The sequence below is a fragment of the Streptomyces sp. NBC_01390 genome (genome assembly GCF_045040105.1).
In the GTDB taxonomy this organism is placed as follows: domain Bacteria; phylum Actinomycetota; class Actinomycetes; order Streptomycetales; family Streptomycetaceae; genus Streptomyces.
In genome coordinates this window covers 3037964-3049500 of record NZ_CP109551.1, presented here as the reverse complement: position 1 = coordinate 3049500, position 11537 = coordinate 3037964, and the positions used below count along the sequence as shown (strand labels likewise).

General features: G+C 69.8%; 10 protein-coding genes. 4 read left to right on the top strand and 6 right to left on the bottom strand.

Annotation, left to right across the window (positions count from 1 at the left end):
• Window positions 1–20 precede the first annotated feature (20 nt).
• From pgl to tkt, 5 genes are read right to left on the bottom strand one after another with little or no spacing between them, the layout of a single operon-like run.
• Window positions 21–806 carry a 6-phosphogluconolactonase gene (gene pgl / locus OG241_RS13575; protein WP_405815555.1) on the bottom strand — a complete coding sequence of 262 codons (786 nt, stop codon included), beginning with the start codon at window positions 804–806 and terminating at the stop codon, window positions 21–23.
• Window positions 803–1873 carry a glucose-6-phosphate dehydrogenase assembly protein OpcA gene (gene opcA / locus OG241_RS13570; protein ID WP_405815553.1) on the bottom strand — a complete coding sequence of 357 codons (1071 nt, stop codon included), beginning with the start codon at window positions 1871–1873 and terminating at the stop codon, window positions 803–805. The genes pgl and opcA overlap by 4 nt, the downstream gene beginning before the upstream one ends.
• A complete protein-coding gene (gene zwf, locus OG241_RS13565) occupies window positions 1870–3393 on the bottom strand; it encodes a glucose-6-phosphate dehydrogenase (RefSeq protein ID WP_405815552.1) in 1524 nt (507 codons plus the stop codon). Before zwf ends, opcA begins: the two co-directional genes overlap by 4 nt.
• 4 nt (window positions 3394–3397) lie before the next feature.
• Entirely contained in the window at window positions 3398–4516 is a 1119-nt protein-coding gene (gene tal, locus OG241_RS13560; protein ID WP_405815551.1) for a transaldolase, read from the bottom strand.
• 35 nt (window positions 4517–4551) lie between these two features.
• Window positions 4552–6639 carry a transketolase gene (gene tkt, locus OG241_RS13555; protein ID WP_405815550.1) on the bottom strand — a complete coding sequence of 696 codons (2088 nt, stop codon included), beginning with the start codon at window positions 6637–6639 and terminating at the stop codon, window positions 4552–4554.
• A gap of 394 nt (window positions 6640–7033) precedes the next feature.
• Between tkt and OG241_RS13550 the strand changes: the two genes are divergently transcribed.
• The 4 genes from OG241_RS13550 to OG241_RS13535 all read left to right on the top strand — a co-directional run bounded on the left by OG241_RS13550 (window position 7034) and on the right by OG241_RS13535 (window position 10458).
• Window positions 7034–7957, top strand: coding sequence for a heme o synthase (locus OG241_RS13550; protein WP_405815548.1), 924 nt, complete (start codon window positions 7034–7036; stop codon window positions 7955–7957).
• 163 nt (window positions 7958–8120) lie between these two features.
• On the top strand, window positions 8121–8435 hold the full coding sequence (locus OG241_RS13545) for a hypothetical protein (protein WP_405815546.1): 315 nt from the start codon (window positions 8121–8123) through the stop codon (window positions 8433–8435).
• A 118-nt stretch (window positions 8436–8553) separates the two neighbouring features.
• A complete protein-coding gene (locus OG241_RS13540; protein WP_405815545.1) occupies window positions 8554–9660 on the top strand; it encodes an amidohydrolase family protein in 1107 nt (368 codons plus the stop codon).
• 60 nt (window positions 9661–9720) lie between these two features.
• Window positions 9721–10458, top strand: coding sequence for a nucleotidyltransferase domain-containing protein (locus OG241_RS13535; protein WP_405815544.1), 738 nt, complete (start codon window positions 9721–9723; stop codon window positions 10456–10458).
• A gap of 15 nt (window positions 10459–10473) precedes the next feature.
• Here the strand turns inward: OG241_RS13535 and OG241_RS13530 are convergent, their stop codons facing one another.
• Entirely contained in the window at window positions 10474–11490 is a 1017-nt protein-coding gene (locus tag OG241_RS13530; protein ID WP_405815543.1) for a COX15/CtaA family protein, read from the bottom strand.
• Window positions 11491–11537 lie beyond the last annotated feature (47 nt).

Genomic DNA, 11537 nt, shown 5'->3' with positions numbered 1-11537 from the left:
ATCAGAGGTGTTCGCGTCGGTCAGGCAGATGCCGGGGGGTACAGCGTCCTCGGGAGTTGGGATGCTGCTGCGGCGTCCAGTAGCCACAGGGTGCGTTGTCTGCCGTAGGCGCCCGCTGCGGGGGCCTGGATCTCGCCTGCGCCCGACAGGGCTATGGCCGCCGCCCCGGCCTTGTCCTCGCCCGCCGCCAGCAGCCATACCTCGCGGGCCGCGCGGATCGCCGGGAGGGTGAGGGTGACCCGGGTCGGTGGGGGCTTCGGTGCGCCGTGGACGCCCACCACCGTGCGGTCCGTCTCCCGGACCGCGGGCAGCTCCGGGAACAGGGACGCCACGTGGGTGTCCGGGCCCACGCCCAGCATCAGGACGTCGAAGGTCGGGACCTGGCCGTGGGATTCAGGGGTCGCCGCCTTGGCCAGGTCCGCCGCGTACGCCTCCGCCGCGGCGTCCACGTCGGAGCCGTACGGGCCGTCCGACGCCGGCATGGCGTGGACACGGCTCGGGTCCAGTGGCACCGCGTCCAGCAGCGCCGCCTTCGCCTGGGTGACGTTGCGGTCGGGGTCGCCCTCGGGCAGGAAGCGCTCGTCGCCCCACCACAGGTCGAGCCGGGCCCAGTCGATGGCGTCCCGGGCGGACGAGGCGGCCAGGGCGGCCAGCAGGCCGTTGCCGTTGCGGCCGCCCGTGAGTACCACCGACGCCGAGCCCCGCGAGGCCTGCGCGTCCACGATCTTCGTGATCAGGCGGGCCGCCGCGGCCTCGGCCATCAGCTCCTTGTCGCGGTGGACGACGAGCTGCGGTGCCGTACTCATTTCGCGGTCGCCTTCTTCACCGGCGGCATCAGGGCCGGTGTCGCCCTGTCCGAGGACTCCGCCGGGGTCTCCCTCTTCGCCGGTTCCAGTGCGAGCGCGGACGCCGGTGCCGGTGCCGGTGAGGGTGTCTCGGGTGCTGTCGAAGCGGTCAGGCGCTCCACTCCGTACCGCAGTGCCGACGCGTAGGTGTCGTCCGGGTCCAGGCGGCGCAGTTCCTCCGCCATCAGCTCGGCCGTCTCACGGCGCTTGAGCGCGACCGCGCGGTCGGGCTGGCCCTGGATGGAGAGGGTCGCCAGGGTGCCGTCGGCGCGGTCGAGGGTGATGGGGCCCGTGCTCGTCCGCATGCGGACCGCCGTCAGGCCGGGGCCCGAGGAGAGCGAGCGCTTCACGGGGACGTCCAGGCGGTCCGCCAGCCACATCGCCAGCAGCTCGCAGCTCGGGTTGAACTCCTCGCCCTCGACCTCGACCGCGTCCACCTCGCAGGTGACCTGGTCCAGGGCGGCAGCCAGCATCGAGCGCCACGGGGTGATCCGGGTCCAGGACAGGTCCGTGTCGCCCGGCGTGTACGCGTCCGCGCGTGCCGCGAGTTCCCGTACCGGCTGCTCGGCCGCGTACGTGTCCGTGACCCTGCGCTGCGCCAGGGCGCCCAGCGGGTCCTTCGCCGGGTCCAGCGGGGCGTTCACCGGCCACCAGACGACCACCGGGGCGTCCGGCAGGAGGAGGGGAAGGACCACCGAGTCCGCGTGGTCGACCACCTCGCCGTACAGACGCAGGACGATCGTCTCGCCGGAGCCCGCGTCCGCGCCGACCCTGACCTCGGCGTCGAGGCGGGACGTCGTTCGGTCGCGGGGGGAGCGGGAGACGCGCTTGACGACGACCAGGGTGCGTGAGGGGTGCTCGCGCGAGGCGTCGTTCGCCGCCTTCAGGGCGTCGTACGCGTTCTCCTCGTCGGTCACGATGACGAGGGTCAGCACCATGCCGACGGCCGGGGTGCCGATGGCCCTGCGGCCCTTCACCAGCGCCTTGTTGACCTTGCTGGCCGTGGTGTCCGTGAGGTCTATTTTCATGGGCGCCGCCAGCTCCGTCCGTCTCGCTCGAGCATTTCGTCCGCCTCGACGGGGCCCCACGTGCCCGAGGGGTACTGCGCGGGCTTGCCGTGCTTGTCCCAGTGCTGCTCGATCGGGTCGAGGATCCGCCAGGACAGCTCGACCTCCTCGGTGCGCGGGAAGAGGTTGGAGTCGCCCAGGAGGACGTCCAGGATCAGGCGTTCGTACGCCTCGGGGCTCGACTCCGTGAAGGACTCGCCGTACGCGAAGTCCATGGACACGTCCCGGATCTCCATCGAGGTGCCGGGCACCTTGGAGCCGAAGCGGACCGTGATGCCCTCGTCGGGCTGGACGCGGATGACGATCGCGTTCTGGCCCAGTTCCTCCGTCGCCGTGTGGTCGAAGGGGGAGTGGGGTGCCCGCTGGAAGACCACCGCGATCTCGGTGACGCGGCGGCCCAGACGCTTGCCGGTGCGGAGGTAGAAGGGGACGCCCGCCCAGCGGCGGTTGTCGACCTCGACCTTGATCGCGGCGTAGGTGTCGGTCTTCGACTTGGGGTCGATGCCGTCTTCCTGGAGGTAGCCGATGGCCTTCTCGCCACCCTGCCAGCCGGCCGCGTACTGTCCGCGGACCGTGTCCTTGCCGAGGTCCTGCGGCAGCTTGACCGCGCCGAGCACCTTGGTCTTCTCGGCGGCCAGGGCGTCCGCGTCGAAGGAGGCCGGCTCCTCCATGGCCGTCAGGGCCATCAGCTGGAGAAGGTGGTTCTGGATGACGTCGCGGGCCGCGCCGATGCCGTCGTAGTAGCCGGCCCGGCCGCCGATGCCGATGTCCTCGGCCATCGTGATCTGCACGTGGTCCACGAAGGACCGGTTCCAGATCGGCTCGAACATCTGGTTGGCGAAGCGGAGCGCCAGAATGTTCTGGACGGTCTCCTTGCCCAGGTAGTGGTCGATCCGGAAGACCTGGTCCGGGGCGAACACCTCCTCGACGGTCGCGTTGAGCTCCTCGGCCGACTTGAGGTCGTGACCGAAGGGCTTCTCGATGACCGCACGCCGCCAGGAACCGTTGTCCTGGTCCGCCAGCTTGTGCTTCTTCAGCTGCTTGATGACCACCGGGAAGGCGGACGGCGGCACGGAGAGGTAGAAGGCGAAGTTGCCGCCCGTCCCCTGCGCCTTGTCCAGCTCCTCGATCGTCGAGCGCAGCCGCTCGAAGGACTCGTCGTCGTCGAAGGTGCCCTGGACGAAGCGCATCCCCTGGATGAGCTGCTGCCAGACCTCCTCACGGAACGGCGTACGGGCGTGCTCCTTGACGGCGTCGTGGACCTCCGCCGCGAAGTCCTCGTTCGCCCATTCACGCCGGGCGAAACCGACGAGGGAGAAGCCCGGTGGCAGCAACCCGCGGTTGGCGAGGTCGTACACGGCAGGCATCAGCTTCTTGCGTGACAGGTCGCCGGTTACCCCGAAGATGACCAGGCCCGACGGCCCCGCGATACGCGGGAGCCGTCGGTCTGCGGGGTCACGCAGCGGGTTGCTGCTTGACAAGGTTTCAGCCCTCCGAGGGGGCGAGGCGCTTCAGTTCCGCCTCTGTCGACTTGAGCAGGTCGGTCCAGGACGCCTCGAACTTCTCGACGCCCTCGTCCTCGAGCAGCTGGACCACTTCGTCGTACGAGATCCCGAGCTTCTCGACGGCGTCGAGTTCGGCGCGAGCCTGCTCGTACGTACCGGCGATGGTGTTGCCGGTGATCTGTCCGTGGTCCTCGGTGGCGAACATGGTCGCCTCCGGCATGGTGTTCACGGTGTTCGGCGCGACCAGGTCGTCGACGTACAGGGTGTCCTTGTACGCGGGGTCCTTGACGCCGGTCGAGGCCCACAGCGGGCGCTGCTTGTTGGCCCGCGCCTTGTCGAGGGCCGTCCAGCGGTCGGACGAGAAGATCTCCTCGTACGCCTGGTAGGCGAGCCGCGCGTTGGCCAGACCGGCCTTGCCGCGGGCGGCCTTGGCCTCGTCGGTGCCCAGCGCGTCGATCCGCTTGTCGATCTCGGTGTCCACGCGGGACACGAAGAAGGACGCCACGGAGTGGATCTTGGAGAGGTCCAGGCCGCGGTCCTTGGCCTTCTCCAGACCCGCCAGGTAGGCGTCCATGACCTTGCGGTAGCGCTCCAGCGAGAAGATCAGCGTGACGTTGACGCTGATACCGAGGCCGATGACCTCGGTGATCGCCGGAAGACCCGCCTCGGTGGCCGGGATCTTGATCAGGGTGTTCGGACGGTCCACCAGCCAGGCGAGCTGCTTGGCCTCGGCGACGGTCGCGAGGGTGTTGTGGGCGAGACGGGGGTCGACCTCGATCGACACCCGGCCGTCCTGGCCCTCCGTCGAGTCGAAGACCGGACGCAGGATGTCGGCGGCGTCACGGACGTCCGCCGTCGTGATCATGCGGATGGCCTCTTCGACGGTGACCTTGCGGGCGGCGAGCTCGGTGAGCTGCGGCTCGTAACCGTCAGTGCTGCTGATCGCCTTCTGGAAGATCGACGGGTTGGTCGTGACGCCCACGACGTGCTGCTGGTCGATCAGCTCGGCGAGGTTGCCGGACGTGATCCGCTGGCGCGACAGGTCGTCCAGCCAGATCGCGACGCCTTCTTCAGAGAGGCGCTTGAGTGCGTCTGTCATGGAAATTGCATCTCCTACGAGTCGTTATGTCAGCGTCAGCGCTGGGCTGCGGCGATCGATTCCCTGGCGACAGCGGCCACGTTCTCGGCAGTGAAGCCGAACTCCTGGAAGAGGACCTTGCCGTCGGCCGACGCGCCGAAGTGCTCCAGGGAAACGATGCGGCCCGCGTCCCCGACGTACTTGTGCCAGGTGAGACCGATACCGGCCTCGACCGCGACGCGCGCCTTGACGGACGGGAGCAGAACGCTCTCCCGGTACCCCTGGTCCTGCTCCTCGAACCACTCCACGCACGGCATGGACACGACTCGCGTCGGTACCCCGTCGGCCTGGAGCTGTTCCCGCGCTTCGACGGCCACGTGGACCTCGGAGCCGGTGGCGATCAGGATGACCTCGGGCGTGCCGCCCTCGGCCTCGAACAGGACGTAACCGCCCTTCGTCGCATCCTCGTTGGCCTCGTACGTCGGCACGCCCTGGCGGGTCAGCGCGAGGCCGTGCGGGGCGCCCTTGCCGAAGACCTTCGTCCAGCGCTTGAGGATCTCGCGCCAGGCGATGGCCGTCTCGTTGGCGTCCGCCGGGCGCACGACGTTCAGGCCGGGGATGGCGCGCAGCGAGGCGATGTGCTCGACCGGCTGGTGCGTCGGGCCGTCCTCGCCGAGGCCGATGGAGTCGTGCGTCCACACATAGGTGACCGGCACGTGCATCAGCGCGGACAGGCGTACCGCGTTGCGCATGTAGTCGGAGAAGACGAGGAAAGTACCGCCGTAGACACGGGTGTTGCCGTGCAGGGCGATGCCGTTCATCTCGGCGGCCATCGAGTGCTCGCGGATACCGAAGTGGATCGTGCGGCCGTAAGGGTCCGCCTCCGGCAGCGGGTTGTCCGCCGGGAGGAAGGAGGACGTCTTGTCGATCGTCGTGTTGTTCGAGCCGGCCAGGTCGGCCGAGCCGCCCCACAGCTCCGGGATGACAGCGCCCAGTGCCTGGAGGACCTTGCCGGACGCGGCACGCGTGGCGACACCCTTGCCCGCCTCGAAGACCGGGAGCTTCTCCTCCCAGCCCTTGGGGAGTTCACCCGCGGCGATGCGGTCGAACTCGGCGGCGCGCTCGGCGTTGTTGTTGCGCCACTCCTGGAACGACTTCTCCCACTCCGCCTTGGCCTGACGGCCGCGCTCCAGCGCCTCGCGGGTGTGGTTCAGGACGGCGTCCGAGACCTCGAAGGACTGCTCCGGGTCGAAGCCGAGGACACGCTTGGTGGCCGCCACCTCGTCGTCGCCGAGCGCCGAGCCGTGCGCCGCCTCGGTGTTCTGGGCGTTCGGGGCGGGCCAGGCGATGATCGAGCGCATCGCGATGAACGACGGCTTGTCCGTCACCTTCTTGGCGGCCTGCACGGCGTTGTAGATGGCGTGCGGGTCGAGGTCGCCGTCCGGCTTCGGGGCGATCCGCTGGACGTGCCAGCCGTACGCCTCGTACCGCTTGGCGACGTCCTCGGAGACGGCCGTCTCGGTGTCGCCCTCGATCGAGATGTGGTTGTCGTCCCACAGCAGGACCAGGTTGCCGAGCTTCTGGTGGCCGGCCAGCGAGGACGCCTCCGCGGAGATGCCCTCCTGGAGGCAGCCGTCACCGGCGATGGCGAAGATGAAGTGGTCGAACGGGGACTCCCCTACGGGCGCCTCCGGGTCGAACAGACCGCGCTCGTAGCGGGCGGCCATGGCCATCCCCACGGCGTTGGCGACACCCTGGCCGAGCGGACCGGTCGTCGTCTCGACGCCCGTCGTGTGCCCGTACTCGGGGTGGCCGGGGGTCTTGGAACCCCAGGTCCGGAACGCCTTCAGGTCATCCAGCTCCAGGCCGAAACCGGCCAGGTAGAGCTGGGTGTAGAGGGTCAGGGACGAGTGACCGGCGGACAGTACGAAACGGTCGCGCCCGACCCAGTCGGCGTCCGCCGGGTCGTGCCGCATCACCTTCTGGAAGAGGGTGTACGCGGCGGGGGCCAGGCTCATCGCCGTACCGGGATGGCCGTTGCCGACCTTCTGTACGGCATCGGCGGCCAGGACACGGGCGGTGTCGACGGCCCGCTGGTCCAACTCGGTCCACTCGAGGTCTGTGGTGGTCGGCTTGGTGCTCACCCTGGGTCAGGGCTCCTCTCCACATGTCTAATGCCGGCGTCCTCGGTGTCCACCGGCTGCCGGGGGCTGACACCCTCGGCCTTTGTCGAGCCTACCCTCGTAAGAACGTGCAGTATTTCGAGTCATTCCAGACTGCCGGGACTGCTTCGCATCCGCCTCCCGACCGCTGCCGGACTGCAATACGAAGCGGGCCGTCCCCGTGCTCAACCGAGCCGGGTCGCGCCCATCACAAAGCGCCCCCAACACGACCCCACCCCCGCGAAGGGCGGGGTCTGGGCAACGTCTAGAGTGGCGTGGTAAGCGCGAGCCTTTACCGGGACTTCACAGCCGGGGGCTTGTTGGAATGTCTCTGTCAGGGGTGTGCGTGACGGCCGTTGAATCCCGTCCAGCGGGGATGACCGGGACGAGCCAGAGCCAGAACCAGAGTCACCGGCCCTTCGGGGCCCGGGTCATGGCGTTCGTTGCTCTCACAAAGCCGCGGATCATCGAGCTGCTGCTCATCACCACCGTTCCGGTGATGTTCCTCGCGGAGCAGGGCGTACCGGACCTCGGACTGGTCCTTCTCACCTGCCTCGGCGGCTACATCTCCGCGGGCGGCGCCAACGCGCTCAACATGTACATCGACCGCGACATCGACGCGCTCATGGACCGCACCTCGCAGCGCCCGCTGGTCACCGGCATGGTCAGCCCGCGCGAGTGTCTGGCCTTCGGCATCACCCTCGCCGTCGCCTCGACCCTCCTCTTCGGCCTCACGGTCAACTGGCTGTCCGCCTGGCTGTCGCTGGGCGCGCTCCTCTTTTATGTGGTCGTTTACACGATGATCCTCAAGCGGCGTACGTCGCAGAACATCGTGTGGGGCGGCATCGCGGGCTGTATGCCGGTCCTCATCGGCTGGTCCTCCGTCACGAACTCGCTCTCCTGGGCGCCGGTCATCCTCTTCCTGGTCATGTTCTTCTGGACCCCGCCGCACTACTGGCCGCTGTCCATGAAGGTGCGTGACGACTACGCGCGCGTGGGCGTGCCGATGCTCCCTGTCGTCGCCTCCAACAAGACGGTCGCCCGGCAGATCGTGGCGTACAGCTGGGCGATGGTCGCGGTCTCGCTGATGCTCACCGTGCTCGGCTACACCGGCTGGTTCTACACGACGGTCGCGCTGGTGGCGGGCGGCTGGTGGCTGTGGGAGGCGCATGCCCTGCAGGGGCGTGCGCGGGCTGAGGTGGCCGGCGGCAAGCTCAAGGAGATGCGGCTGTTCCACTGGTCGATCACCTATGTTTCGCTGCTGTTCGTTGCTGTGGCTGTGGATCCCTTCCTGAGGTAGTCGGCCGCGGGTCCGCCGCGGCTGGTCGCGCCCACGCGGCGGAGCCGCAGATAGACACCGCCCCGCGCCCCTGAAGGGGCGCGCCAGTCGGCCGGCGGTACGTGGGCAAGGCCACTTCCCCTTGCCGTCGCCAGTTGATCTACCCGTCGGTAGCATCCTGGGCATGGCAGATACGCAGGAACGCAGGGTGGCCAGGCTCGCCAAGCAGATCAACGGTTTCGCCGAGAAGCACGGTGGGGCCGAGGGGCAGGTGGCCTACATCGGGGAGCGCGGTGCTCGCATCGTGCTCGTCGGCGAGGACGGCGGCTGGGGCGACCTCGTGGCCCCCACCTACGCGATCGCCCAGCAGGCCGTCGAGAAGGCCGGCATCACCGTCCACGAGGACTTCGACGGTGAGTTCGCGGCCAAGGTGACGACCGGACCGTACGAGTGGACGCGTATGGCGGGAATCCAGGTGGGTGGCCCGGGCAAGCAGTGAGTGCGGGGAGTGGCCGGTCGGCGTCGGTCGTTCCCACGGGGTGTGCGCGAGCAACACCTGATGGTCGGTTCACCCGTTAGGACCTTGGGTACACACGGTCCAGACACGGGGAGCCCGGATGATCGACACGCCGTCCCTCGTGGACCAGTACTGCCACGGCGTACTGAGAACAGAGCTGGGTCTCGGCACCTTCGAGGCCCAGCTCGCGCGTACCGAGGGGCCGCCCGCCGCCGGGACCACCCTCTTCGACACCCAGACCGGGTTCGCCGTACGCCGTTGGTGCCCCCCGCTGCTCGGCCTGGAACCGCATGCTCCCCCCGCCCGTTATCTCGCCCGGCGCCGTGAACTCGGCGTACTGGAATCGGGCCGACGGCTGCTGCGGGGGAGCGGAATCACGACATATCTTGTCGACGCCGGGCTGCCGGGCGACCTCACCGGGCCCGCCGAGATGGCCTCCGCGGGGGCCGCCGACGCCCATGAGATCGTCCGGCTCGAACTCCTGGCCGAGCAGGTGGCCGACACCTCGGGCACCGTCGAGTCCTTCCTCGCCAACCTCGCCGAGTCGGTGCACGGCGCGGCGACGAGCGCTGTGGCCTTCACCTCCGTCGCGGGCGTACGGCACGGACTGGCGCTGGCCCCCGATCCGCCGGGGCCGGGTGAGGTACGGGGCGCGGCGGGCCGCTGGCTGGCCGGACGCAGGGTCGGCGGCCCGCTCAGCGACCCCGTGCTGCTGCGCCACCTGCTGTGGATCGCGGTCGCCTCGGGCCTGCCGCTCCAGCTCCACGCGGGGTTCGGTGAACCCGGCTTACGCATCGACCGCACCGATCCGGTCCTGCTCACGGACTTCGTCCGGGCGACGGCCGGGCTCGGCACCGACCTGGTGCTGCTGCACGGGTACCCCTACCACCGGCACGCGGCCCACCTCGCCGGTGTCTTCCCGCATGTGTACGCCGACCTGGGCGCGGCCCTCGTCCGTACCGGCGCCCGGGCCGCCGCCATCCTCGCCGAGATCCTCGAACTCGCCCCCTTCGGCAAGATCCTCTTCTCCAGCGGCGCCCAGGCCCTGCCGGAACTCCATGTGGTGGGCGCGCGTCTCTTCCGTGAGGCCCTCGGCCGGGTGCTCGGCGGCTGGGTCGCCGAGGGGGCGTGGTCGCTGGCGGACGCGCAACGGGTGGCCGGAATGATCGCGGCGGGCAACGCGCGGCGCGTGTACGGGCTGGGGTGAGCTGTGAAGACTGAAGGCATGACGACACACGCGACTCGCTCGGATGCCCAATCGGATGCCATGACCGACGCCCTGCTCGACCGTTTCCTCGGTGAGCTGCGAGCGCTCGCCCCGGTCGCTGTCTGGGCCCATGGATCGCTCGCCGGCGGCGACTACCAGGAGGGCCGCAGCGACCTCGACCTGATCGCCGTCCTGGAGGGGCCGATCGGGCCGGGCACCGCCTGGAGGGTGGGAAAGCTGCACGCCCGTCTGCGCGCGGACCCGCTCGCTCCGCTGCTGCACTGCACCTACCTGTCCGACACGACGACGGCCGACCCCGAGCGACGGCACCTCACCTGGGCGCACAGCCAGTTGTTCCGGCGGACCGTCACCCCGGTGACCCGGCGCGAACTGCACGCCTTCGGACGGGTGCTGTACGGGAAGGCGCCCGGGGAACTGCTTCCGGCGGTACCGGACCGGCAGCTGACCGACTTCGTCGTACGCGACCAGCGCGACTTCTGGCGGCCCACCGTGGACAAGGCCCGCCTCTGGACTCAGGACGTCTGGGTCGATCTGGGGCTGGTCACCTTCGCCCGGGCGACCATGACCCTGAGGGACGGCAGCCTGGTCTCGAAACGGGAGGCGCTGGACCTGTTGCCGGGGCTGGGAGCACCCGAGGAGGTCGTCGCGGACATCGCGCGACGGCGGTACCGGCAGAAGGGCGGGCCGGTCGCGGACGGGTGGCGCGAGCGACGTGCCGGGCTGACGCGGGACTACCTGGGCGGCGCGATCGACCGCCTGGTGGCCTCGTACAGCTGATGCCCTGAAGAACGATTACGCGCGCGTGCCGACCGTCGCCTCGGTCGCGGGGCCGGGTACGCCGGCCAGGGCGTCGGACCCGGTGCGCTCGCGCAGGGAGAACAGGACACGCAGAACGGCGATCCACACCAGCGCGGAGCCGAGCATGTGGAGGCCGACCAGGACCTCGGGAAGGTTCGTGAAGTACTGGACGTACCCGATGATCCCCTGGGAGAGCAGGACCAGGAACAGGTCACGCGTACGGTCCAGCGGGCCCTTGGGGGCGTCGACCGCCTTGAGGACGAACCACAGGGCGAAGGTCAGGGTCACCACGATCCAGGCGAGCACCGCGTGCAGCTTGCTGACGTTCTCCCAGTTCAGCGGCATGCGTTCGATCTCGCTGGAGTCGCCGGCGTGCGGGCCGGACCCGGTCACCACCGTGCCGACGGCGATCAGCAGCACCGTGGCGACCACCAGGAACCACACCAACTGCCGCACCGCCGTGCCGACCAGCGGGCGGGGTGCCTCGTCGCCCTCCCGCGTGCGCTGCCACATCACCGCGGCGACCGCGATCAGGGCGGAGGACAGCAGGAAGTGGGCCGCGACCGTGTAGGGGTTGAGGCCGACCAGGACGACGACGCCGCCCAGGACCGCGTTGCTCATGACGACCCAGAACTGCGCCCAGCCGAGCCGGGTGAGGCTGCGCCGGTACGGCTTCTCCGAGCGGGCGGCGATGATCGCCCAGCCGACCGCCGCGCACAGCACGTAGGTCAGCATGCGGTTGGTGAACTCGATGACGCCGTGCACGCCCATCGCGCTCGTCGTCGTGAGCGAGTCGTCGGTGCACTTGGGCCAGGTCGGGCAGCCGAGGCCCGATCCGGTCAGTCGTACGGCACCGCCGGTGACCACGATGACCACCGACATGACGAGCGCGGCGAGCGCCGCGCGCTGAACCGTCCGGGGGGTCGGGGTCCAGCGGGCGGCGATGAAGGCGAGCGGGTTCCGCAGGGCGGACAGGGCCTCGGCGGGGGTCATCTTTGGCACGCGTCCCATCGTAGGCGGCTGCTTGTGCACGCTTTCACGAGGGGTCCCCCGGCCCC

Bases quoted from the DNA above. Each gene is read 5' to 3' on its own strand.
- OG241_RS13535 (WP_405815544.1), top strand. From the start codon at position 9,721: ATGACCGACGCCCTGCTCGACCGTTTCCTCGGTGAGCTGCGAGCGCTC.
- pgl (WP_405815555.1), bottom strand. From the start codon at position 806: ATGAGTACGGCACCGCAGCTCGTCGTCCACCGCGACAAGGAGCTGATG.
- OG241_RS13540 (WP_405815545.1), top strand. From the start codon at position 8,554: ATGATCGACACGCCGTCCCTCGTGGACCAGTACTGCCACGGCGTACTG.
- OG241_RS13545 (WP_405815546.1), top strand. From the start codon at position 8,121: ATGGCAGATACGCAGGAACGCAGGGTGGCCAGGCTCGCCAAGCAGATC.
- OG241_RS13530 (WP_405815543.1), bottom strand. From the start codon at position 11,490: ATGGGACGCGTGCCAAAGATGACCCCCGCCGAGGCCCTGTCCGCCCTG.
- opcA (WP_405815553.1), bottom strand. From the start codon at position 1,873: ATGAAAATAGACCTCACGGACACCACGGCCAGCAAGGTCAACAAGGCG.
- OG241_RS13550 (WP_405815548.1), top strand. From the start codon at position 7,034: ATGACCGGGACGAGCCAGAGCCAGAACCAGAGTCACCGGCCCTTCGGG.
- tal (WP_405815551.1), bottom strand. From the start codon at position 4,516: ATGACAGACGCACTCAAGCGCCTCTCTGAAGAAGGCGTCGCGATCTGG.